The following is a 25,340-nucleotide window of genomic DNA, read 5'->3' on the forward strand; positions in this document are numbered from 1 at the left end:
TTCAGGTAGACGATTCTCTTTACTAGTCATATAAATTCTTTTTGGGTCAATAGAATAATGCGACAAGCCTTGTCATCATCACCTTTTCAAGAGGGAGTCGCCCCCAACTTCCGCTTCCATCCTACGTTGATAGTAGGGGTACTTAAATCACTGATTGTAGGTTGTTTGTTAATTGTTGCTTTGTTTTAAAAAGTACAAGTACAAGTGTACTTAGCAAGGTGAGGACGAGTGGATTTGGTGCTCCAGCTTCCAACTTCCGCTCATAGAATCCGTTTAAGCGCTCTTAGAACACTTTTTGCGCTCTATAGCACGCACTATCCGCTCTATTAGACGCCACGAGTGCTCATAGATTCATCTATGTGATCATAGAACCTTAATAACCGCTCATAGCCTCGAAAGCTCAACATTAATCACAAGCATAACTTCAATGTACAACAAAAAGTGTCGTGTACTTACATTGCAAGGGATTGGTGCGTAGGAGGGGCGACTCTGGGAGGATCAGCGGGACAGGTGAAACACCCGCCGAAGCGCAGCGCAGGGGTGTGGTTCACCGCCCGCCCTCCAGAAAGCGTCCCCTCCGAAGCGCCAATCCCCACGCCAAGCCCCTGCCGCCTACTTCATTCCTTTTCATTCTGACTCATAGACCGAAAAAAACCACACCCTATAAAAAGGTGTGGTTGGTGTATTCTATTAACGTACGCCGAGTGCAATCTTGGCATAACGAGACATGTTATCGCGGGACCATGGTGGATTCCAAATAATATCTACCACTGTATCCTTCACTTCAGGAAGCTCCATTAGCTCCTGCTCAATATTCGCTACAATCTGTGGACCCATCGGGCAACCCATAGACGTCAACGTCATTGTTATTTTCGCGACTCCTTCGTCAAGCAACTCTGCATTGTAAACCAATCCAAGGTTGACGATATCAATACCCAATTCAGGGTCGATGACGTTTTCTAATGCACCAAATAAATACTGCTTGATTTCTTCTTCTGTGTTCATTAGGAATGCTCCTCTCTGCTGTGTAGTAATCTTATCTTACCAACATACTACCTTGCGTGCAAATGCTCTGCAAGCCAATTGACTGCGGCTAGCATTCCTGGACGCGAAACGGAGTGGCCTGCATGTTCGTCAGGCATCCATTTCAGTAGCTCTGGATGGTCTTCGTAATCCTCTTGAATTTCTTCGTGAAATTCTTTTGTGAGCTCAAATGGCACCATAGTATCTTGTTCACCATGCCACATGAAGAGTGGGCGCTGATGCAATCTGCGTGGATTTTGTGATAAGTCTATTTGATCTAGTGCCGCAAAAAGTTGTTCGCGTTCTTTTTGGCTCACCGGTAATTCTCTACCGTCACGTTCTGCATGCGAAATTTGACCTTTTGCCAGGCGTGTAATTGCTGGTGATCCCATCATGACGGATGCTGCGTCTATCCAATCGTAACTCGACAAGCAGCCGAATGTTGTAATGCCACCCATTGAAGTGCCACCCATGCCAATACGTGTTTCTTCATCAATTAATTCTTTTCTAAACAGCTCATCATGCAAAACATCTGCTTCTTTAATGGAAGTCAATACGATATCCCAAAAGTTCAATGCTAGTTGAAATTCATTCAGAGATTCTGAACGTTCCCCATGCAATTTGGCTTCCGGTAAAATTACACGAACTCCTTGTTTAGCTAAGTTATATGCGTAATGTAAATTATGTTCCTTCGCGCTAGTGAATCCATGAAAAAATAGGACAACAGGAATGTGTTCGGTTTCTTTTGACTCCTCTACGATATGAAGCACTGGGATCTCTTGCCACTTTTCTGCTCGAATAATCATGACGATTCCTCTTTTCTTACGATCAGTTACTGTTATTTTAGGATAACAACATTTACCGAATAAGACAAAACCTTCGCCTTATCATCCATTCTTTTGACTTACTTACACGTTTAACGATAAACTATAAAGACATAACAATCTGATACTATAAGCATAAGTAGGAGAGGATTTCTTGAAACCACATTTAATAGTTTTAGACTTAGATGGAACATTACTAACAGATCAGAAAGATATATCATCCAAAACGGAAGAAACACTTCGTAGAGCCGTTTCGCAAGGGCATCATGTCATGATTGCGACAGGACGTCCCTACCGTGCGAGTGAAATTTATTACCGACAACTTGGATTGACGACACCCATCGTCAACTTTAACGGAGCCTTTGTTCATCACCCTACCGACCGTTCATGGAAAACAATCCACGAAACGATTGCATTACCTATCGTCAACGAAGTAGTGGAAGCAATGCAAGATTTTCCAATCGAAAATATTGTGGCGGAAGTGATGGATGACGTCTATACCCATTATCATGATGAGCGCTTTTTGGATATTTTAAACTTTGGAAGTCCGCTTATTACGACTGGTGACATCCGGAAATCATTGAAAACCGATCCAACGAGTCTACTGATTCAAGCCGACCAACTGACAGTCGATCCGATTCGTCAGCATCTTGAAGAGTTGCATGCGGAAGTCATCGATCATAGACGCTGGGGGGCCCCGTTTAACATTGTGGAAATTGTACGCCACGGCCTCAATAAAGCCGTCGGAATTGATGCTGTTTCTAAATGGATGAATATACCGAAAGATCGCATTATCGCATTTGGCGACGAAGACAATGACCTGGAAATGATTGACTACGCAGGGACAGGCGTTGCGATGGGGAATGCCATTGATCAGTTGAAATCCATTGCAGATGAAATCACCGACACAAATAATGAAGACGGCATTTCACGTATATTAGAAGAGCGACTATCATTACAGAAAAACATCTTTGTATAAGGGGGAAGAGAAATGAGAATTTTTGCGGATAGTGCTTGTGATTTACCTCTAGACTTCTTTGAAGAAAATGAAGTAGAACTATTTCCGTTAAGCGTTCTTCTAGATGGAAAAGAATACGAAGATATCGTGGAGATTAATTCGAAGGAAGTTTTTGATGCTATTCGTCAAGGACAACAGCCAAAGACCTCCCAAGCTTCACCTGATAAAATGATGACGACTTGGAAAGACCTTGCAACGTCCGGTGAAGACGGCATCTACATCGCATTCTCCTCCCAACTGTCAGGCACATACCAAACTGCCGTCATGACGAGCGACCAAGTGAAAGAAGAAAACCCGTCCATGGACTTGGCAGTTATCGACACGCATTGCGCCTCACTCGGATACGGTCTACTCGTTAAAGAAGCCGTGCGACTGCGCAATGAAGGCGTCGGCATGCGAGAAATCGAACAAGAAATCCGCACAATGGCAACACATATGGAACACCTCTTCACTGTAGAAGATCTAGACTACTTGGCAAAAGGCGGACGCGTATCCAAGGCCAGCGCGTTTTTCGGCGGATTACTCAACATCAAACCGTTGTTGCATGTAGAAGACGGTAAACTCGTCCCAATTGAAAAACACCGCGGACGCAAAAAAGTCCTTCGTCGCATGATCGAAATGATGGAAGAACGCGGCAGCAACCTACAAGAACAAACCATCGCGATCAGCCATGGTGACGACCTAGCTACAGCTAAAGAATTCCAAGAAATGATACAAGAAGTCATTCAACCAAAAGCAATCGAAATTCATCAAATAGGGTCCGTCATCGGCTCACACGCCGGCCCCGGAACCATCGCCCTATTCTTCCTAAACAACACAAAAAACGAATAAAAAAACAGCCTGCACGAAAAGCAGACTGTCTGAGACTCAAGTTGAATTCCAGTATCGGGAACTCATCTTGAGTTTTTTCTTTTAAATTAACTCTTAAAGTTTAATGCATTAGCCCATGTGAAAACGTTCGACTGGAACGTTAATCAACAGTATTCTTACTTCTCTTGATTAACAGCATTCTCAACCCGACTCTGCTTCCCCTTACGAATAACAAGGAATAGGAATCCAATAAACAACACCACAACCAAAATAGAAGCAATCAAATAAGGCGTATTGAATCCTTTATCATCCTCTACAAGATAAATCTCCGCAGTCTCACGATCTAGTACCACATGATACTGATTATCTTTCGTCTCCTTGATCAAATCTTGACCAAGCACACCGCGAAGCTTCTTCTTCTCCCCAAGCTCACTCGGGTTCACTTCCAAACTTTGCACTTCAGATGTATTATTCAACGCAATAATCCACTTCTCATCCTCATTGGAACGTTCAAACACAACAAATCCATCTTCATTATGCAAGAACTTAAAATCACCAGTGCGAAGTGCATCTGAATCATTACGAAGCGTATTCAGATCACCAATCCACTCTTGTAACTCCATATCTGTCTTGAAGTTGAAGAACGGGTGGGATTCAGGTGCCTCTTTACCATTAACAGCAATTTCTGTCGCATACGGTACTAACGGAACACCAGGAAGCATGAACTGTGCCACTGTCGCCACTTTCCAACGTGTTGGTGGGAATTGACGTAGTTCCACCATTTTATATGTAAAACGGGTTCCAGTTAAATCATCAAACTGTAGTAACTTTCCAGCGTCATCATTACTGAATTGATCCAATGAAGAGGTATCCGGATCTACTTGCACGAATGATTCTTGGATAGCTGCACTTTGTTTTTCAGCAGGTACACTGTCAAATGCTGCATCACTTTGTTCATTGGTGATCACGTATAGTCCTTCGTTCGCTTCTTTCACGGCTTCAATCATATTGTTCAGGAACTCAGTGTTTGCGTTAGCAATTTTCGTCAGACGAAGCCCGTCCAACTCATAATCAGAAACAAATTGTACAGCCGATTTCAGTAGTTCATCCTGGACAGCGGGATCATTTACTTCACCTACTAGCGGGAAGTCCGCCATGATTTTTAAATCATTCGCATGCATCTCATCAATCAATGCAATAAACTCTTCCGTAGTACCGAAGTGCGGCTCAATCTCGTTATAGTCAAGGACTTCATTGCCATCATAAGAAGCCGTTTTGAAAACCGGTCCGACCGAAATCATCGTAAAATGCATATCGATCAAATGTTCCAATCGATTGCTAATTCCAACAAAGTCTCCCCCGTTAAATTTACTCGGGTCTTGTGCGTTGACTTCCGTGTCATTCGTTCCAAGTCCGTTATTGAAGCGGTCGACAAGTAAATCATAGATACTTTCGTCGTTGAACGTTCTGTCGGTATCTGCAAAAGCGGGTTGTGCTATCGATAGGGCAAGTAAACCTGTTGCCAGTAGTCCGAATATTCGTTTCACTTTAGTAAATCCTCCTCATACACACTCTTCTTTTAGTTTATCAAACAGCTGATGACCACGCCATTCTTTCTTATGAAAACCATTGACACGTTCTATAAATACGGCAATCTTGTGAAAGAATGTCGAATAACCAAATAAAAAAAGCAGGAGAGGAAAAATCCCCCACTGCTCGCGCATGGTTATGAGTTATCGTCTTCAGTAAAGAAGTCCGGATCCCGCTGCCTTCGCGCACTGACGATAACGGAGACGGCAAACAACGCCATCAGTAACAGGATCACTATCAAAAATATCCAGCCTGTTTGTGTTGCCATTCTTCCATCTCCTTATCGATCAGTAGTCATTATGCGAAAAAGTTGAAGCCCATTGGTAATTTGAAACCTACGAACATCGTTGCAAGTAGCGCGACGACGAAGAGAATCCACATAAGACCCGTGTTCTTCCCTTTACTTCCGCGAACGAGAACCATTTCCATAAATCCGATTGTCAAAATACCCAGTACAAATTTGATGCCATATAGCATGGAATCAATACTCATATGCTTAAAGAATAACGCAGCTCCTGTGATGACGATCAATACATAGAACAGACGCAAAATCATATGTGTAATCTTTTTTCCTTTTGTTCCATTTGCCATACTTGCTGCTACTAAAAATAGTACAACACCTACTACCCATGTAAAAATATGCATATGGGTTGTATCAGTTAAAAATCCCATTACTTCCACCTCATTATTAGTATAGTCGATTGATATTCTACCATATCTTTCAAGCTACGACTATTCTATTGTTTACCTCATAGACTTGCGTATTATTCGAAACGGTTAACTAGTGTACCGATACCTTCGATCGATACTTTAACTGTATCGCCTTTTTTCAAGTACGTTGGAGGTGTCATACCTTTACCAACACCAGCTGGCGTGCCTGTCAAGATTACATCGCCTGGCTCCAACGTGACGTACTTGGAGATTTCAGCAATCAAGTCGTCAATTTTAAAGATCATATTAGATGTATTACCGTTTTGGCGCACACCATCATTCACTTTCGTTACAATGGATAGATTTTGTGGGTTTGGAATTTCGTCTTTCGTCACCACATAAGGACCCATCGGACAAGAACCATCTAAACTTTTTCCTAAGAAGAACTGCTTGTGTTCCGATTGGATATTGCGTGCTGTAATATCATTACCGATTGTATAGCCGAACACGTAATCATATGCCAGTTGTTTTGGAATGTTTTTGCCCGTCTTACTGATCACAACCGCCAGTTCACCTTCGTAATCTAATGAATCAGTCACTTCACTGTGGATCGGTAACGTTTGCTCGTCTCCCGCAATTGAAGTAGGGGATTTTGTGAATATCATCAATTTCTCAGGTGCTTTCGATCCAAGTTCCTCTGCATGATCAAGATAGTTCTTCCCTACGCATAACACATTTTTCGGTGTGCGTGGAATTGGAGATAACCATTCGATGTCAGTGAACGCATGCTTGAACTGCTCTACGTTTCCTTCAGCTTCAGTTTTCTCTACCAATTTACGAACTTCCTCCACGAAATCCATGCCGTGGGAAACGCCTTCGATCATCGTTTTAGGGAAATCAGTTTGTTCCAATGCCTCAGCCATTGCGATTAGATCCCACACAGCTTCCTCACGTTTAACTTTTGGTCCGAATAAAGTCTGTCCTTCGTAACGGAATGACAATAATTTCATTTGAATACCCAACCCTTTCCATGTGAATTCACATACTCCTATGTTACGACAAAATCTACTTTTTTTCCTCTTTAACGGTGAAATTCTTTCCATACGACAACTTCCGCCAAATGGCTTCGAGTGGTCCCATCCGGAATTTCGCTAACCAAACCTGCGCAATAATGAGCTGGACTACGAAAATTCCGATTGCCAACCACGTGCCGGTCACTATATCTACTTTACCATACAGACCTGCTCCATATGAATAAAATATCAACGTTGCGATAACCGACTGCATAATATACGTCGTGAATGCCATCCTGCCAACTTTTGCAAAAGGTTGCGTAATACGCTTTAAAAATGGGATTTGGAACAGTAATAAGAACATCGCTCCGTATCCAAGTGTCAGAATGGGTCCACCGAATATCGATTGAACGAGTAAAATATTTTCAAACTTTGGCCCATCCCAACTCGGAATGTTTTTCAAAACAACGCCAATCGGAATAAATACTAGCATGGCTACCAGCAACTTCCCTTTCAGCGCATACATACGCTCGACGACTTTGAATTTCGATAATGCTGCTCCGAACATGATCAACGGCAAAATGATAAAGACCGCTGTAATCGAGCCAATGATTTGAAAAGTGAAGAATTCATTCAAACGAAAAGCGAAAATATCGCCGAACGTGCCGTTTGCATAGGCGGCAATCGCTCGTTCAATTTGCTGAACATCTTCAAATCCATCCAACATATTCGATGAAGTCGCACTACGAGTAAGCGCCAAAATACTGTACAACAATAATGTCGGCACAAAATAAATAACTAACGACAGCGCCAGTAACCACTTCTTTGGAATCCGGATCACCGCAATCATGATGAATCCCATGAGCGCATACGTAAACAAAATATCGCCAGACCAAATGAGTACCGCATGCAACACACCGATAACTAGTAGAACTCCCATACGTCGTGCCATGAACGGCGCAAACAACGTGTCATTTTTCAATGACTTTTCATACTGCATATTCAAGCCATAGCCAAACAGCATGGCGAATAGTGGGTAGAAACTGGCTTCAATAAATACATCAATAAAATGGAACATCGATTGCTCATGCGGAATGGTGTACCAGGAATACGGATCCATATACGCATATGGCGAATGAAAATGAATCATATTCGCTATCAAAATTCCAAGTAACGCAATACCCCTTAAGAAATCGAGTGCTTCCACTCGCTCCGTAAGGGATGTAGGTGTCAACTTCAAACAAATTCCTCCTGTAAGCTAATGATTTTTGCTCCGCTAAATAAGTAGAGCACCATTTCTTTAATTTCAATCGAGAGAATGGATTCCAATACTTTTTTATACAAACTCAACTGAGTGCCATAACGGACTTGCATTTCTTTCGCAATCGCTTGATCCGAATGAAACTTACTGACATCATCCGTTTTATAATCAACGAGCACCCACTCGCCGTCTTCATGGAACAGACAATCCGCGATACCTTGCAGTAACTGATACTCGCCTTCTATAGCGGGCAACGCATAGGTAAATGGCATTTCACGCAACACTTGATCGGCTTGAGCCATTCGTTGGCCAAGTGTCGTATGGAAAAATGCGATAATCGCCTGAACGTCAATCGCAGCCGCCTCTTCTTTTGTCAGCAACTCACGCTTCGCAAGCTGTTCGACGAATTCCTTGGCACTGGCTTGATCCAGTTCTGCTTTCAACTGAAGATGCTGCATGACAGTATGCATCGCCGTACCAATTTCTGCTTTTGTTAAGGAACGTTTCTGCAAAAATGATGGACGTGCATGAAGATTGGAAATTCGTTTCGTGACGTCTGGCTCCAACTCTTCAAACGGATCCGCATCTCCCCGCTCTAGTTCAAGCAATGCAATCCGCTTTAACTCACTGACCGATTGCTTGGAAGACAAACCGACCGCAAATTCATACGGATACTGTGCATCAAAACGATTGCGCACTTCTGTAACTAACTTCGGATCCGCCACTGCCGCCTCTTGGTCAATAGGAATCCAATCTTCAATCTCCATCTCATCGGTACTATGGAAAGCAGAAAATGGATACGCATTGACTTCCCACGAAGACGCGTCGTCCATTAATTCACCGCCAGCTGTCTTACCGAATTTTCCAAAGTCTATATGACGCGCGACAGCCGGTCCAATCCAATCTAGATAACCCGTCGCCCGTGAACGTTTGTATTCCGGTAGAGGCGCATCTTCATCCAGTAGCTGTGCTTCTTGCCACTTGTTCATCGTCTTTTCAATGTCTTTAACCGAGGCAATCAGCTCCAAATGCTCCTTAGCACGCGTCATAGCCACGTAGAGCACCCGCATTTCCTCTGCCCGCATCTCTAGCTCCTTCTTCTCTTTGATCGCTAGAAACGGTAGTGACGTGAACATAATACGTTTCTCGGGATCAATCGCTTTAACAGCGAGCCCGAAATGCTGATCGAATAAATACGATTGATTAAAGTCCATTTTATTGAACGGACGCCCCATCCCCGCTAAAAATACATACGGGAACTCCAAGCCTTTTGATGAATGGATCGTCATGATACGCACGACGTTTTCCTTTTCGCTCATGAACCGCGCTTCCCCAAGATCATCGCCACGTTTACGCATGCGATCGATAAATCGAAGGAAACGGAACAGTCCACGGAATGATGTTTTTTCATAAGCCATCGCCCGATCATGGAGAGCACGTAGATTGGCTTGGCGCTGTTTTCCGTTCGGTAAAATTCCGACCATTTCGTAATAATGCGTATCTTGGTAGACTTGCCAAATCAATTCTGACAACGAACCATGACGCGCCCTATTCCGCCAGTCTTCCAGCAACAAGAAAAAGCGTTGAAGTTTTTCCTGTGTCGCTGGATTGACTCCGGCACCACCTGTTTGCATAAAGGTTTGTAGCGCTTCATAAAACGTCACATTGCGATTAACAAGACGAATTTGTGCCAGCTCATTTTCCGTCATGCCGACAAAAGGAGCACGCAACACTGAGACGAGTGGAATATCCTGATATGGATTGTCCACGACACGCAATGTATTGAGCATGATCATGACTTCAATCGCATCAAAATAGCCTGAAGACAATGATACATAGACAGGTATCCCAGCGGCTTTTAATTCATCCGCAATTTCGCTCGACCAAGTCATCGAGCGCATAAGGATGACGATATCACTGTATTCGAGTGGACGTTGCTTACCGTTGAATGCATCCGCCACTTGTGCTTTCTCGTCTTTCCATGTCTTGATTTTCTGCGCAATGAAACGCGCTTCTGCCTGAGATTTCTTCAACTCTTGCTGGGCTTCTTGCTCCTCAGACAATTCATCTTCTTCATTCTCATACAAAATCGTCAGTCCAGCTGACACGTCTTTTTCAGGATACTGTGCACCGTACTTCAACGCAGCCGCTTCGTCATACTCAATTTCCCCGACACGCGTCCCCATAATCTGCTTGAAAATAAAGTTCGTCGCGTCCAGTACTTCTTTACGGCTTCGGAAATTGGCATTCAAATCGATTTTCAAGCCTTGATCGTCTACGTCTGTTGTAAAGCGATCATACTTCCCTAAAAACAATCCCGGTTCAGCTAAACGGAAACGATAGATCGACTGTTTAACGTCCCCTACCATGAATAAATTGCCGTCCGTTTCTCCACCTTGCTTGACTAATTGTAAAATAGCCTCTTGCAAGAAGTTCGTATCTTGATATTCATCCACTAATACTTCCGCAAATCGATTGCGGTAATCGTTCGCAATATCGGAAGGAACGAGTACCCCATCTACTTCTTCGGATAAAATCTGTAACGCATAGTGCTCAAGATCCGAGAAATCCACTAAGCCGCGCTCTTCTTTCAACGCTTGATAACGTGCCGTAAAGTCCTCTACCAATCCGACAAGCGTGTGCATGAGCGGCGCCATCAAACGAATTTCCTCCAATAATCTGGCAGGTGTCCGAGTAAAGTACGTGTCTTTTAACGCGGTAACGATTTTCTTTACTTGATCGCGCATCGACTTACCTCGCGCGGCTAAGTCTTCGTCACACGAATCTTTACGAATCGTGCCCGCCTTCACCCACTTCAACGTCTGGAAGTAGGCAAACGCATCTTCCCACTTACCGTGAAGCATATATTCGAGCGCGCCGTCAATCCATGCTTCGTCGGCTTTTGCGGTTTCTAGTAACGGCAACGGTCCATCATTCATTTCCGCTACTCGCTGTAAATCGCGCGTCACCGTTTTTGCTTCTTCAAGCGTATGTTGGATCGATACTTTCAGCGAATCAATGAACGACAAGTCGTCAATCGTCGCCTCGTCACCAATTTCATACTGCTTTGGGATCAACTCCAACCAGTGTGATGGATTCGGATGGACCCGTGAATAGTCATACAGTTTATCAATCAATGTCTCGATCGCTTGATCATTACGGTCGGCTGTAAAGCTATCACTTAGACGATACATCGCTTCCGGATCGGGCTGACTATACGCCTCCTCCAAAACCGTTGCCACTGTGTCATCGCGTAAAATGGCTGCTTCCGTTGTATCCGCAATACGGAATCCTGGATCTATATCCAGTACATATGAATACTGGCGAACGACTTGCAGACAGAATGAATGCAAGGAAGAGATTTGTGCTTTATTGAGCAGATTCAGCTGTCTGCGCAAATGGATAGAAGAAGGATTTTCAGCAATCGCTTCTTCAAGCGCACTGGCCATTCGATGACGCATTTCAGCGGCAGCCGCATTCGTAAACGTCACAACTAATAACTGATCGACATCTATCGGGTGTTCTGTATTTAATACTTTTTCAATCATCCGTGTAATGAGAACTTTCGTCTTTCCTGAACCTGCCGCAGCCGATACGAGGATGTCTTTACCGGACGCGTGAATTGCTTTCCACTGCTCGTCGGTAAACGTCTCGTGTGGCGGCTTATCTGGAATTCGCATCTGGATCTATCTCCTTCCGCATCTTTTCTAATGACTCTTCTGACTTGTAGGCTGTGTAATTCCGTGTAGGCTGTGTCGGATCCGTACTATCAAACTGACAAATCGATTGATACGAACAGAATGTACACGGCATATGTTCCTTCAAGCGGTACGGATAGACGCGTGTATCGCCGGACAACATACCGTCCCCTGCTTGCTGATGTTTCTTGCGGACATACGAACGCAAAATATTGATATCTTCAGGCGGCACGACTTTTGAAGTCGAATAAAACGAGCCGTCTTTCTTCAAACGCGCCGGAATAATGAGTGACTCACTTTCCAGTTGGTCATCCATTGCGAGCGCCACATCTGCGTCTTCCACTATATAGCCTTGCATTTTATATGATTTCATTAATTCTTTTTCGATAGCGTCTTCATTCAACTCTTTCGTCAATCGCAACATCGGATTGTGAACGTACATATACAGCACACCCGCAGGATTTGCATAGACGCCTAACCAGTCTTCTGCGTGCTCAAGCGCCACATCGAGATACGTTAACATTTGTAGCGATAAGCCGTAATACACTTCCGTTAAATCAAGCGCACGGGCTGATGATTTATAATCCACCACGCGCAAGAAAGTTTGATCGTCTTTCTTCATCGTGTCGATCCGGTCGATGCGTCCGCGAATATGCATCTGTTGACCATTTTTAAGGTTGATTTCAAGCGGTGCAATTTCTTCATTCGGACCAAATCCTGCTTCAATCGCAATCGGCGTGAAGCTTGAATTGCGAGCCTGTGACTGCAATGCGCGAATCGTCCGTTGAATGATTTGCATTAATTTCCGCTGAATATATGCATAGCGCTGACTTGATAATAAAATTCTATGGAAAAACTTCGGCGCCAGTGCATCAATCGCTTCCCGGCCTAACTGCCAGCACTGCTCTTTCGTCAATGCTGCCCAAGATAAGCCTTGGCGCATCACTTCATCCGAAACCCATTTCAATGCCGCATGGAATAAATCCCCGATATCCGGTGCTTCTAGCTGGAACTCAAAACGCTCTTGTAAATTCAAACCATACGTCGTGAAATGTTGGAACGGACAGCTATAATACGATTCAATTCTCGATACACTCGTCGTAAAGGATGACCCGTATAAACCAGTCGTCAATTCCGAATCAAGAAGCTCCGTTTTCTGTCGCTTCAATGCGGGTTGAATGATCGACTCTATAACTAAAGACCAAAGGGGATCTTCTTTATAATAGGCGAGAACCGCTTGCCATTCAGGCGCAATTTCTTCTTGAGTCGATGCTTGGCGCATCATTCGAATTGCGTAAGACAGGGCAACGTCAGGATGTTCGATATAGACCAGCTTGTCTTTTACTTCGGACAACTCTGTCGGCTCAATAACGGCAATCTCTGTAGGGATATTCGATACGATTTGCTGCAATCTTGGAATATAAAGCGACGGAATCAACGCTTTTCCTTCTTCATCCGCAATTGGATAACTGACAGTCAAACGCGCACTGGCTCCTGTAAACGCCCGATACGCCATATACGACTCGCGCATAAGCTGAAGTTTCGTCGTAGGTGCCAACGTAATTCCAATTTCACTAAACAACTCGCGGTCGCTATCCGAAAGCAATCCTTCGTGATCATTTCGCAGTGGCAATATTCCTTCATTCGCACCGAGTACGAACACCGCTTCCACATCCATCGAATTAAATAATTCCACAGTCGTCACAGTGACTTGATCGAGCGAAGGCGGAATTAATTTGAATTCCAGCGTATCGAATCCTTCGTCTAATATTTTCATCGCTTCTGCAATCGGCAATTCTTTCTCCCCGAACATCAACACGAACTGATCGAGCACATTAATCCAACTCGTCCACGCTTGTTCATGTTCAGCCGCTGCTTGTAGGTGATTATTCGTCTGTTCGGTTTGCTGTAACTCTATTATTTTATCGTAGACATTCAGTGACTCCAGCGTATAAAACAAAGCTTCCGCTACGTCTCTTCCTGTCACAGCTGCTTTTAATTTCTGCTGTAACTGTTCAATCGGCTCCCGAATCAGATCGCGCGTCTCGGCAAACTCCGCCTGCGTTGCCAGTTCTTCATCCGTCTGAATGGTTTTAATCTTCTCGAGCCCTCTATAGCGACTCACTTTCCAGCGTTCTTCGTCTTGCCAGCGGGATTTACCATGAATTCCTTTTGCGAGCACGAAATTCTCCAGACGATCTGCACGCTCTCGCCATACTTGCTTACTTTCATTGACAGGGAAAAACAGGTCCGTCTTCACAGCCCGAAACACTGCTTCATACGACCAATCCGTGCGCACGGCTTCAAGCAATGATCGCGCAAATTCAATCAATGGATGATGAAGCATCGGCTTTTTCTGGCTAATGAAAACCGGTATATCATATTGCGTGAAGATGTTTTGAATTAATTCGTTATAGACATCTGGTTGACGATTTAAAACCGTCATGCCCCGATATCGTTTACCTTCTCGCATCATTTTACGTATCGAGCGCGCTACCGCATGAATCTCTGCACGTCGATTGGACGCTTCAATGATCTGAATTGCCCCTTCGGATTCAAATGCTTTAGGAGGGTAGTGATCAAACTGCTCTTCTAGATGAGCCAATTCACGATTTAAAAAGCGCTGCGACTCCGTTAAATGCACGCGTTCTTCACGATCTACCGACTCACTGTATGCAAGTTGTTGAAGTGTTTCATATTGTTGCTGAGCCGTATGGAATAACTCATGCTCACTAGTATGCACTTTTTCTTCCATTGGCAATACGACTGTCACACGTTTCGTATATTTCATTAGTTGCGTAATTATATTGTATTCCTGTGTCGTGAAATCACCGAAGCCGTCTATGTAGATCGACGCATCTTGCAACCACTCGGAATGCGCCAACTGATCAGCGAGTGCATTCAATTGTCCTTCACTGTCCATATACGTCGTCCCTAGACGTTCTTCAATCTTCTCAAGCAACAGCTGCAAATCATGCGCCTTATCCTGCAAAATCCGAGGCGCTTGCTTTTCTGCTAGCGAAGTTTTTAATTCCGTAAACGCTTGCTGATCGATACAATATTTGCTGAACTCTTTCATGATGTCGCTGATTTGTTCAGCGAACCCGTGCTTGGAAGCGGCTTGTTTAAATAGCTTAAACGATTCTTTATTCTCTTCTAGCACGCTACGCACAAGCATGCGGTAACCGAAGCTGTCCACTTCTTCACGTGTGATGCCGCCTACTTCTTGCAGCACCCGCCACGCGAGACGTTTGAATGTGAGGACTTGTGCACGGATCATGCCGGTTAATCCTGACTTGACGGATAGGCTGTATTCCATCGAGTAGGATAGTTGGTCGGGCACGATGACGATGATGGGGGCTCCCATTGGGCGTTCTTTCAGTTCTTGTGCGATTTCTTTTTCAATGAAGGTGGTTTTTCCTGTTCCGGAACGTCCGGTAACGAAGCGCAATGACATAGTGGTCTCCCCTTTCTTTTGACGCTGGTGTATATGAATAGTAAGTGGGTGGTCATTGGACCCACTTCGGCGGTGGTGGATGGCTAACGCAATGAGCCAGTCAGGAAGTGCACCTGACTGTCTCATTACTACGCCTACCACTGGCAGCCGCTTACGTTAGATTTTGTGTAGGACAGTTCAGATACTTGTTTTGCAAGAATAGAAACTAGTACTTTCCAGTCACTGGTTTGATCTACTATAAACCACAAACAAACTTGATAAGTACTTAGTAGCGCAGGCACAACTGCGGGGTCGGCCGTGGCCATGAGACAGCTAGCAGCCTCACCGCTAGTTGGCTCATGGCTGGAGGCAATCCCCCACGTGCCTGCGCGGATCCAGAAAGCAGACACTCACTATCATCAGTCACCAACAACCAGTCGAGCCACGACCCAACACATTATTATTTATCACTAAAACTCTTGAAAGTAATCCGTCACACCAATCAGAACCACAAAATAGTTGATCGTAAGTGGAAGGCGGCGACTCCCGGAGGATCAGCGTGCGCCTTGAGACCCCGGACAGATGCCTTAATTTCTGTAAAGTACACAGAAATACGGCAAAGCGAACCCTCCGCTGTTCGCTTGGCTCAAGCCACGCCCTCGGGAAAGCGTCCGCCTGGAACGTCGATCAACGGTGCTATTCCACTCACCTTCACTTCCACTCTACTTCAACCAAAAAATCCCCATCCCTCTTCCTTCCATTGTACCGAAAGAAAAGAGAGACAGGAACCGTTAACCTTTATTCTTTTTTGCCGCCACCATGCACACTAGAAAAACTCTTAAAATCATCCTCCACCTTGCGCGTCAACCTACGCTCAAACCACTTACCCACCAACCACAACAAGAAAATCACCACAAACATCAACAACGTCCGGACCGGCTGCGTAACCAACGCCCGCACATCATACCCAATAAACGAAATCATCATAATCATCACCAGCTTACCAAGCATCAACACAAACAAATAATTCTTCTTATTCATATTCGACAAACCCGCCACCAAATTCACCAAAGCAGATGGTGTAAACGGGAAACATATCAAAACAAATAACGGACCGAAGCCATTACGCTCCACCCATTGAATCAACTGTTGCACTTTCACGGGACGCGTGAGGAATGAGAAAAACCTATTTCCACCGAACCTACGTACAAGCAAGAACACCGCATACGATCCTGCCACGGTACCTACCCAAGAAAGCACAAAGCCTAGCCAAAATCCAAAGGCGATCGCATTAGCGATAACAAATACGACGAGCGGCAAAAATGGCAGGAAAGCCTCCACGAACGGTGGAATTAATCCCATTAAAAAACCTAGCGCCTCGTACTGCGCCGCCAATTCCTCCACTTTATCTATCGATAGCCATTCATTCATCGCCAACACCCTCACCGATTATCAAAATTTTTAGTCATACTGCTGTGGAATTTGTCTAGTTATAGTATACTAGCTGTCAGATTAGTAAAAGAAAGATGGGCTGCTTAGTGAATACAACCTTTTTCCATGGGCTGAAAGCAGGCATGAGCATCGCGATTGGCTATTTCCCTGTCGCGCTGACATTCGGACTGCTTGCTAAAACGACCGGCCTCTCGATTTTGGAAGCCACTGCAATGAGCTTGTTCGTTTATGCTGGAGCCGCACAATATATGGCGCTCAGCCTACTTGCGACAGGCGTTGCACCGTGGCTCATTGTCACCAATACATTTATCGTCAACATCCGGCACTTCCTGATGACAGCTGCCTTAAGTGAAAAAGTAGAGCCGGCACCGAAATGGAAGAAAGCCATTTATGCATTCGGCATTACCGATGAAACATTTTCGGTCCTTGCGACGCAGAAGAACCGTCAGATCACAACGGCCTTCGCATTTGGTGTAGCGTTGATCGCGTACAGTAGTTGGGTGATCTTTACGGCAGTGGGTCACGTCATCGGAGCCAACTTACCGCAGTTTCTGCAAAAGGCTATGTCTGTTGCGTTGTACGCAATGTTCATCGGACTACTCGTCCCTTCCATGAAAGGCAACCGTAAAGTCGTGTTACTTGCCGCAATTGCAGCTGCGATTCACTGCGCACTGTATTATTCCAATTTATTGTCTACAGGCTGGTCGATTTTGGTTGCGACACTCGCTTCCGCCATCTTCGTCGAAATCCTTTATACGAAGAGTAATAAAAATGTTGAACGCTTTACTGAGCAAAAGGAGGAAAACTGATGGGTGCTTCTTATTGGTGGATGTTACTCGGAATGACAGTTGCCACCTATCTGCCGCGCATGATTCCCTTAACCCTTCTCGACGGTAAAGAATTGCCACCGATCGTCAGTGGTGTGTTGCGCAATATTCCGTATGCTGTACTCGGTGCACTTATATTTCCTGCTATTTTACATATCCAAGATGATATTTTATTCGGTATCATTGGAGCTATTACTGCCTTTGCGCTTGCATTCTTTGGCCTAGACGTGATGTTCGTCGTGATCGGCACGATTGCCGTGCTCGCTGTCTATAGTTTATTTTAACTCTTACTCTCACTATTCCCCAGAGCTGTGACCGTTAAAACAGTTACTTTTATTTTACAAAACAAAAAGCGGTTTTCAAAGCATATTTGCTCTTTGAAAACCGCTTTTGTCATTCCTCGGCTTGATTAAGTCGCGCATTTTTCACCATGCGTGACGCAAGCCAAAAACCGACTGTCAGTGACACTGCATCTGCTACGTACAACATCCAGTTATGCGTATATCCTGCATAAACGGAAGCCGCAATGAGCGCCACTGTCAATATGAGTCCCACGACGTGATGAAATGTCACGCGCGTAAAAAACACAACTAAAATTCCCGGCAAAAACATCGCAAGCATCAACTTCGTTTCGAAATCATGCATATTGTTTGTTCTCTCCTTTTATCGCACAACCACAATGCCTAGACGGAAGTGGTCATGACGGAACAGCACTTGCTGTTTCAAACGAACTTCACCATCGCGACCGATTACTTGTAAACGACAATGTGCCGCATTGACTTGGATCGCATCATACAATTCATCTTCATTGTGAATTGAGATCCCATTCACCGACTTGATCAAATCTCCTGGGACAATACCCATCTTCTCTGCTGGAGAATCTCCAAGAACCGCTACAACATACACCCCTTCGGATTGAGGTACCAATAGTACTTGTTTATTGCGTTCTGAAATCGAAATCATAGCGCTCAACAAGAGACGGCATAGTACACCCGCAAGCAACGCAGCCCAACCAAGCACCGGCATCCAAATAGCGCCAATACCTACAGCAACAACAGCAATACCGAGCCAAGCAATGGCTTTACCCATTTTAGGGAACAGCACATCAGGGAACGTCGATCTTACTAGTTGCGAGAATCCAATGACTAGAGGCACCGGAATGAATGAAAACTGCTCTGAACCTAATGTGAATTGTGGCCAGTACGGTGCGAATTCCGCTACCATATGTCCTGGTACTAAAAACACAACAGGTACGAGCCATAGTAATTTAGATTGGTAGATTGCCCCACGCATTCCACGCTGCGTCGGAACGAATGTGGGAGACGTATGACGCGCCGCATGACGACGAACCAATAAGCCTTCCGAAATTAACAACAATCCTGCAATAATCGGTACCGTAATAGCTAATGTACCGAAGAAGTTCAGATCTTCCTGAACGAACCATGTGCCGATTGAAAAGTCTCCTGCATATCGATCGAGTGCCCATAACGCAAAGAACGCGATCGTTGCATAGTAGATCGGTGAAGCTAACTTAAAGGAGAACGATACAATGACGAGCAACATGACGATAGATAAAATGACAATCCAGTTAAAGTCGACGATCAATCCAACGCCTGCAATGACAATCGACAGGACGAGACCGTGCAACCAACCGACTGAAATCATGTGTTTCATTTCAGTGGAGCCTTTGTTTATGCCCACATTGAAATCTGCTCGCTCACGGCTTACCCGTTTACTGCCAAGCATATAGGCAGCGACGAGAGCGATTAGCCAGACTGGATTCAGAAAAAAGTAAAGTAATGCATCTTTCAAATTAAGTAATAGTTCGCTAGACATCTTCTGTCACCTTTCTCGCTTGTCTTTACAGCTCTTTTCTTCATTGTACAAAAAAAGAAGGAAAATAGCGAGAGAGTTCTTATAGGAAGTTCCAATTTAAGCTAAATTGCACAACAAAAAAAGAGGCTGCCCGTTTAAAGTCTTGTCACCAAGACCTTGCCAGACCGCCTCCGCTATTATTTTGCTAGTTCATTGATGAGGAAATCAATCGCCATACGCAATTGTTTGTCGTTCTTTGGCTCCGCTCGATATTCTTCTGCAGCTATTTTCAATGTAGTAAAGAATTCTCGATCCATATCATAGCCTTCTTTGATTTCATGCTTTGTGCGGAACGCCTGTACAGCCTCTGCCGTTTCTTGGTCGAAATAGCCATCTGTTCTACCTGGACGATGACCAAATGCTTTGAGCATGCGTTGCGCATAAGCGATTTCATCATTGAAATGGCCTTCCTTCATTGTGTCCGTCACCATCTGTAAATGCTCTGTAAATAACTTATTTTGCTTCACTTCAATATCCGCAGTGACCCCTTTACCGTGAATCCACTTCTCTTTAGGCGTTAGCCATTTATTCGTCGATAGCTTCAATTCTCCGCCATTCGATAATTCCATCGTTTCTTGCACGGTCCCTTTTCCGAAGCTTGTAGTACCGATGATTGATCCGCGTTTTAAATCTTTGATTGCCGCACTCAATACTTCACTCGCTGACGCACTGCCGACATCTTGAACGACAACAATTGGAATCATTTTCAACCGTTCATTGAATGAAAGGTTCTCGTTCTTTTCTGTTGAAACAGGGGTTAAATTCCCTTTTGCATCTTGCATTACGACAAATGTTCGATCTTCGTCCAATAGACTGCTGGAAATTTCGGAAACAGCCTTCAAATAACCTCCTGGATTACCGCGCACATCAATGATGAGCGCTTGAGCGCCTTTTTTAATGACGTCAGACGTAGCTTTTTGCCACTCTTGTGCCGTCTCTTCACCAAACATGCTTAGCGCTATGTACCCAAGCTTAGCATCCCGTTCTTCAAGTAGTTGATGCGATACAGACTGCACAGGCATGTTATCGCGGGTAATCGTATATTCCATATGCTTATCCGCTTCAGGCCGGAAAATCGTCAACTTCACTTCCGTCCCTTTCTTGCCCCGAATACTATTCACTACGTCACGCAATGTTTCATTCCCTAATCGTTCGCCGTTGACACGCACAATTTCATCATATGGCTGCAATCCGGCTTTTTCTGCTGGTCCTCCTTTAATAGGCGCAACAATAATATACTTGCCATTTGTACGCGTTACTTCCGCTCCGATTCCGACACGTGAAGCAGCCAGCGATTCGCGATGAGACACAGCTTCTTGCTCAGTCAAATACGTAGAATACGGATCGCCAATCGTATCGGTCATACCACGCAATGCTCCTTCAATCAGCTCGTCCTTCTTGACCGGATATACGGCTCTCTCCTGAATCTTTTCAAACACTTCGTCTACTACAGGCAGCTGACTGATCGTTTCATTTTGTGCAGCTTTCTGCTTACCGCAGCCATTCAGCCAAATAACGCCGATCAGCAATAATACACCTACTAAAAAAAGCCTGCTCTTACGCATTCATAACCTCCTCCTCCCTCCACTATATGAAGGTAGACAAGAAGTTACGACACGAGAACAGACTCTTTTTTCAGTCCATAGAATCGACTAATTCATTCAACTTTTTTTCATCCAATGGTCCAATGATCTTTTGCGCTATGAGACCTTTTGTGTCAATCATATAAGTTGTCGGCATCGAGAACACGCCATATTTCTGCGTCACTTCCGCCTTTTTATCCAGTGGAATCGGGAAGCTCAATCCATATGAATCGATAAACTTTTCCACTTCACTAATACCAATCTTCTCTGATTCTGTAACGTTCACAGCGATTAATTCCACTTGATCTTCATCCGTTAATTTCGAATAAAAACTTTCCATATGCGGCATTTCTGCTTTACACGGTGGACACCAAGTCGCCCAGAAATTCAGAATAACTTTCTTACCTTTTAACTCAGAAAGTGTCACCGTATCGCCCGCCAATGTTTCAAGCGTAAAGTCCGGTGCCGGTGAATATTGCTCCAAACCTTCCTCCTCCGCAAGCAACGCTTCTTGTTGATTTACTTGTGAAGCCGGTGCTTCAGCCGATTCTTTCTTTCCAGCATTATTTTGCACCATAATGAAAATCAGCGTACCGATAATTAATGCCGTGATAATATATCCAATCGTTTTCTTGCTCACTCTATCTCTTCCCTTCTGCTGATTGGTTGCGAAGACACTCTCTCTACTGCCCACATAAGCAATCCGATGAAAATGGTCGTGATCCATGCTGTATTCAATACATTTCCTTGCAGTGCCGAGACGAGAAAATGAACCGCTACGAATACACTTGCAAGCTCGCTGACCGTATTCACTTTCTTTCGTTCGCTCCAACATGCCAATAGAAAAATAGCGATAAACAATAGTACGGTTCCACTTTTCGCTAGGTGACTGCCTTCATTCAGAAACGCCATAGCGATTTGATAGACCCCTTGCCAGCAAATGAATGCAAGTAATAGCGCCCACTGATCTTTACGTTCCCACTTCTCTTTATATACTTGCCGAATTATCAATAACCCTGCGACGATCAGTCCGAGGATCCAGCCAAACGTGCCGCCGTGAAAGTATAGAATAGATAACGGGTTTTTAATAACCATAGAAAAATCCGTCAACACTACGGACAACTTCCAAATGATGATGACATTGAAAAATATATTGCTAACTCGTTCGCCATGCACTTTACCAACGTACAATCGAATGAAAAGATAGGTAACTATGAAGCCCGCAATGAGCGCAATCCATGAAGACGGCAACGTAATCGAGCCGATTGGATAATACTGCGTAACTGGCATCCCTCATCCCCCTTTTCTCCCTATGAACAAATGAAAACCCACCCTTTCAGGCAGGTTTTCATTTCATGCTATATTAAAAAGAAACGTAATGCAATGGGTTGACTGCACTTGGACCAGTGGCAGAGAAGTTGCCAACGTGCACTTCAAAATGCAAATGATTGCCCGTAGAGAAACCTGTCGAACCAACCGCTCCTATTAACTCACCTTTTCCTACCGACTTGCCTGAGCTTGTGCCGATCGAAGAAAGATGTCCATAAACCGTCGTCAAAATCTGATTGTTCACAGAGTGTGTAATCATAATGACATTCCCAAAGCCTTCCATGCTACCTGCATACGATACAACACCATCTCCGGCTGCTACAACTGGAGTTCCCAAGGGTGCACTTAAATCCATACCGCGGTGTTGCTTTTTCACTTTAGTGATTGGATGGATGCGCCAGCCAAATCCTGAACTGAGGGTCCCGCTAGTTGGTTTTGTCCAAAAGCCGCTCGAAACAGAAGGGAGTGGACCTGAATAATCAGCCGAACCGCCTTGCGCTGAAACAGCAGCTGCTGCTGCCGCTTCTTTCTGTTGTTGAAGTTTCAGCTTTCTCGCTTGTTCTTTTCTCACGATTTCAGCCAAACGCTCTTGTTCAGCGACGATTTTCTTTTCCAACGTTTTGCTGAATTCAACCGTATCGCTGTATTCTTCTTCTAATTGTCCTTTTTCACTCGAAAGTTTTTCCTGACTTCTTTCAAGTTCATTGACAACATCTCTTTTTTCTAGTTTCTTTTGCTGCAATTCATCTTTCATCGCCTGGATCTTCTGTCGGCGCTCTTCTTGTTCAGCTAATTTCTGCTCCACCAGTTTCTTTTCTTCTTCCAACTGCGCCATATCTTGTTCTTGCTGTTCAATGATTTTACGATCCGCGTCCATCAGTGTCGTCACTGCGGAGAAACGGTCAATGAAATCCGCGAAACTGTTGGCACCGAGAAGCACGTCGAGATAACTGACTTTATTGCCTTTGACTTGCATGACACGAACGCGCTCACGCAATACTTCGTCCCGCTGCTCGATACGAATCTCTAATTCTTTAATAGACGCTTGAAGTTCTTCAATCTCTAATTTGGTCTTATTCATTTCTGCAATGATTCTGTCCATATTTTGATTGGTCTCTTCTATCTTGTCGTTCAGTTTCTTAATTTGGTTGATCAGCACATCTACTTTCGATTGCTTTTCCTGTATTTGCGTTTCTTTTTTCTGGATAGTAGAATCCAAATTTTTCTTTTTAGTTTCTGCTGCCTTTTTTTCATTCTGCAGATCTTTCAGAGAGTCTGCGAATACGTCTGCACTGCCGACCGTTGTGGTCAGCAAGCAAACCGCAAGGACACTTGAAATGATTCGATTTCTCTTTCTCAAATTCTAGTTCTCCCTTCGATACGAACACTTACACTCTCAAAAACTTCCGGACTGACATGAAACTGCCCCATACGCCAATAAAAACAGCGACGAATAACAGTAAGAAGTTTAATTGTAATAAGAACGGGCTTGGGTCAAGCAAATGGAATAACTCATTTTGCAAACGACCTTCCCAGAAACTATACAGTTGCGAATAAAATGTCGTCATTAAAACCATCGGTATAATCGCGCCGAAAATCCCAAGCCACACTCCTTCGAGCATGAAAGGAATCCGCACGAAACTATCCGTTGCACCGACCAGTTTCATAATGTCGATTTCGGTACGTCGTGCCACGATCGTGAGTCGAATTGTATTCGATATGAGGAACATTGCCGTAAACAACAATGCCAAAATCAATCCTAGTCCAACATTTCGTCCAATTTTCAGTACATTGAACAACTTTTCTACTTTACCTTCTCCGTACTCCACATCAAATGTATAATCGTACGTGCTGAGTTCTAGTGCGACTGATGCCGTATTTTTCGGATCATCTGCCTTTACATATAATGCATCACCGAGAGGGTTGTCCTGCTTATATAGCGCAAACTCTTCACCAAATGATTGAATCATTTGATTTAATTCCTGTTCACGTGAGGAGTACTTGACCTCGGCAACGCCTGGGGTCTCTTTGACTTTCTTCATTAGTTCCTCAACTTGTGATGTAGTTGCATTTTGCTCTGCGACTACTTTGATTTCCACATCATTCTCGATGTTATCCGCTAGTTGATTCAAGTTCATCATGATGACGATGAACACACCGATCAACAATAAGGTCACGGTAACAGCACTTACGGATGCAAAGGTCATCCAACCATTCCGACTTAGACTTTTGAAACTTTCCCGAATATGACGTCGTAATGTTCTAGATTTCATTTGAGTAATCTCCTTCGTACTCATCTCGTGTGATGAGCCCGCCTTCGATCTGAATCACCCGATGTTTTTGATTATCTACAATGTCTTTATTGTGTGTAGCCATAATAATCGTCGTACCTTGTGCATTTATACGTTCAAAAATCTTCATGATCTCCCATGAAGTCTCCGGATCCAAATTCCCTGTCGGTTCGTCTGCGATGACTAATGTGGGCTGATTGACGATGGATCGTGCAATCGACACCCGTTGCTGTTCTCCACCTGACAGTTCATTTGGAAACATTCTCATCTTTTTGGTGAGCCCAACTAATTTCAGCACTTCTGTCACTTTTTTACGGATAACGCTCGGCGATTCTTCGATCACTTCCAGCGCGTACGCAATATTTTCGTAGACAGTCAGTTTCGGCAATAGCTTAAAATCCTGAAACACCACGCCAATTTGTCTTCTCAAATAAGGGACATCTTTTCTTTGCATTTTCGTTAGTTCGGTATTGTTAAAGTAAATCAATCCACTAGTTGGGATTTCTTCACGGTACATCATTTTGATGAACGTGGATTTACCTGCACCACTTGGACCAACGACATATACAAATTCCCCTTTTTCGATTTCGACATGAATTCCGTTAGAGGCTATAACACCATTCGGGTACTTTTTGTATACATTTTTCATTACAATCATA

The 25,340-nt window shown here is 44.2% G+C and carries 23 protein-coding genes; 4 read left to right on the plus strand and 19 right to left on the minus strand.

What is annotated here, in order from left to right; all coding sequences use genetic code 11:
• Positions 1–690: 690 nt before the first annotated feature.
• Both CSV69_RS12595 and CSV69_RS12600 read right to left on the minus strand, forming a co-directional pair.
• On the minus strand, positions 691–1,005 hold the full coding sequence (locus CSV69_RS12595) for a metal-sulfur cluster assembly factor (RefSeq protein ID WP_085428454.1): 315 nt from the start codon (positions 1,003–1,005) through the stop codon (positions 691–693).
• 47 nt (positions 1,006–1,052) lie between these two features.
• Positions 1,053–1,829, minus strand: coding sequence for a prolyl oligopeptidase family serine peptidase (locus tag CSV69_RS12600; protein ID WP_099693595.1), 777 nt, complete (start codon positions 1,827–1,829; stop codon positions 1,053–1,055).
• 172 nt (positions 1,830–2,001) lie between these two features.
• Between CSV69_RS12600 and CSV69_RS12605 the strand changes: the two genes are divergently transcribed.
• Both CSV69_RS12605 and CSV69_RS12610 read left to right on the plus strand, forming a co-directional pair.
• Positions 2,002–2,826 (plus strand): Cof-type HAD-IIB family hydrolase, encoded by an 825-nt coding sequence (locus CSV69_RS12605; RefSeq protein WP_085428452.1) that lies wholly within the window; start codon positions 2,002–2,004, stop codon positions 2,824–2,826.
• A gap of 12 nt (positions 2,827–2,838) precedes the next feature.
• On the plus strand, positions 2,839–3,696 hold the full coding sequence (locus tag CSV69_RS12610) for a DegV family protein (protein WP_085428451.1): 858 nt from the start codon (positions 2,839–2,841) through the stop codon (positions 3,694–3,696).
• A 155-nt stretch (positions 3,697–3,851) separates the two neighbouring features.
• Here CSV69_RS12610 and CSV69_RS12615 read toward each other — a convergent pair whose 3' ends face one another.
• The 9 genes from CSV69_RS12615 to CSV69_RS12645 form a co-directional block, all read right to left on the minus strand.
• On the minus strand, positions 3,852–5,222 hold the full coding sequence (locus CSV69_RS12615; protein ID WP_099693596.1) for an alpha-amylase family glycosyl hydrolase: 1,371 nt from the start codon (positions 5,220–5,222) through the stop codon (positions 3,852–3,854).
• A 179-nt stretch (positions 5,223–5,401) separates the two neighbouring features.
• Positions 5,402–5,533 carry a resistance to Congo red protein gene (locus CSV69_RS17180; RefSeq protein WP_233192393.1) on the minus strand — a complete coding sequence of 44 codons (132 nt, stop codon included), beginning with the start codon at positions 5,531–5,533 and terminating at the stop codon, positions 5,402–5,404.
• 29 nt (positions 5,534–5,562) lie between these two features.
• On the minus strand, positions 5,563–5,937 hold the full coding sequence (locus CSV69_RS12620; RefSeq protein WP_099626103.1) for a YisL family protein: 375 nt from the start codon (positions 5,935–5,937) through the stop codon (positions 5,563–5,565).
• Positions 5,938–6,029: 92 nt separating this feature from the next.
• A complete protein-coding gene (locus CSV69_RS12625; RefSeq protein ID WP_085429095.1) occupies positions 6,030–6,926 on the minus strand; it encodes a fumarylacetoacetate hydrolase family protein in 897 nt (298 codons plus the stop codon).
• 55 nt (positions 6,927–6,981) lie between these two features.
• On the minus strand, positions 6,982–8,169 hold the full coding sequence (locus CSV69_RS12630) for a DUF418 domain-containing protein (protein WP_099693597.1): 1,188 nt from the start codon (positions 8,167–8,169) through the stop codon (positions 6,982–6,984).
• Positions 8,166–11,870, minus strand: a complete 3,705-nt coding sequence (gene addA, locus CSV69_RS12635) for a helicase-exonuclease AddAB subunit AddA (protein WP_099693598.1) — start codon at positions 11,868–11,870, stop codon at positions 8,166–8,168. Before addA ends, CSV69_RS12630 begins: the two co-directional genes overlap by 4 nt.
• On the minus strand, positions 11,854–15,486 hold the full coding sequence (gene addB, locus CSV69_RS12640) for a helicase-exonuclease AddAB subunit AddB (protein ID WP_369823960.1): 3,633 nt from the start codon (positions 15,484–15,486) through the stop codon (positions 11,854–11,856). The genes addA and addB overlap by 17 nt, the downstream gene beginning before the upstream one ends.
• Positions 15,480–15,734, minus strand: coding sequence for a hypothetical protein (locus tag CSV69_RS16700; protein ID WP_143560833.1), 255 nt, complete (start codon positions 15,732–15,734; stop codon positions 15,480–15,482). Before CSV69_RS16700 ends, addB begins: the two co-directional genes overlap by 7 nt.
• Positions 15,735–16,122: 388 nt before the next feature.
• Complete coding sequence (locus CSV69_RS12645; protein WP_099626106.1) at positions 16,123–16,755, minus strand: TVP38/TMEM64 family protein; 633 nt, start codon at positions 16,753–16,755, stop codon at positions 16,123–16,125.
• Positions 16,756–16,898: 143 nt separating this feature from the next.
• Between CSV69_RS12645 and CSV69_RS12650 the strand changes: the two genes are divergently transcribed.
• A complete protein-coding gene (locus CSV69_RS12650; RefSeq protein ID WP_232319651.1) occupies positions 16,899–17,585 on the plus strand; it encodes an AzlC family ABC transporter permease in 687 nt (228 codons plus the stop codon).
• On the plus strand, positions 17,585–17,887 hold the full coding sequence (locus tag CSV69_RS12655; RefSeq protein WP_099693601.1) for an AzlD domain-containing protein: 303 nt from the start codon (positions 17,585–17,587) through the stop codon (positions 17,885–17,887). Before CSV69_RS12650 ends, CSV69_RS12655 begins: the two co-directional genes overlap by 1 nt.
• Positions 17,888–17,996: 109 nt before the next feature.
• On the opposite strand, the gene CSV69_RS12660 is transcribed toward CSV69_RS12655, so the two are convergent.
• From CSV69_RS12660 to ftsE, 8 genes are all read right to left on the minus strand, one after another.
• The gene (locus tag CSV69_RS12660; protein WP_085428442.1) at positions 17,997–18,248 is read right to left on the minus strand and encodes a CsbA family protein; all 252 of its coding nucleotides are present in this window, start codon (positions 18,246–18,248) and stop codon (positions 17,997–17,999) included.
• A gap of 18 nt (positions 18,249–18,266) precedes the next feature.
• Entirely contained in the window at positions 18,267–19,439 is a 1,173-nt protein-coding gene (locus CSV69_RS12665) for a PDZ domain-containing protein (RefSeq protein ID WP_099626107.1), read from the minus strand.
• 176 nt (positions 19,440–19,615) lie between these two features.
• Positions 19,616–21,043, minus strand: a complete 1,428-nt coding sequence (locus CSV69_RS12670; RefSeq protein ID WP_099693602.1) for a S41 family peptidase — start codon at positions 21,041–21,043, stop codon at positions 19,616–19,618.
• Positions 21,044–21,113: 70 nt separating this feature from the next.
• Positions 21,114–21,701, minus strand: a complete 588-nt coding sequence (locus CSV69_RS12675) for a redoxin domain-containing protein (protein WP_085428439.1) — start codon at positions 21,699–21,701, stop codon at positions 21,114–21,116.
• Positions 21,698–22,351, minus strand: coding sequence for a hypothetical protein (locus CSV69_RS12680; protein ID WP_099693603.1), 654 nt, complete (start codon positions 22,349–22,351; stop codon positions 21,698–21,700). Before CSV69_RS12680 ends, CSV69_RS12675 begins: the two co-directional genes overlap by 4 nt.
• Positions 22,352–22,424: 73 nt before the next feature.
• A complete protein-coding gene (locus CSV69_RS12685) occupies positions 22,425–23,750 on the minus strand; it encodes a murein hydrolase activator EnvC family protein (protein WP_232319542.1) in 1,326 nt (441 codons plus the stop codon).
• Between the two features lie 28 nt (positions 23,751–23,778).
• Positions 23,779–24,663, minus strand: a complete 885-nt coding sequence (gene ftsX, locus CSV69_RS12690) for a permease-like cell division protein FtsX (RefSeq protein WP_085428437.1) — start codon at positions 24,661–24,663, stop codon at positions 23,779–23,781.
• Positions 24,653–25,339, minus strand: a complete 687-nt coding sequence (gene ftsE / locus CSV69_RS12695; RefSeq protein WP_085428436.1) for a cell division ATP-binding protein FtsE — start codon at positions 25,337–25,339, stop codon at positions 24,653–24,655. The genes ftsX and ftsE overlap by 11 nt, the downstream gene beginning before the upstream one ends.
• Between the last annotated feature and the right edge of the window lies 1 nt (position 25,340).

It is taken from the genome of Sporosarcina sp. P26b (genome assembly GCF_002743245.1).
GTDB lineage: Bacteria > Bacillota > Bacilli > Bacillales_A > Planococcaceae > Sporosarcina > Sporosarcina ureae_C.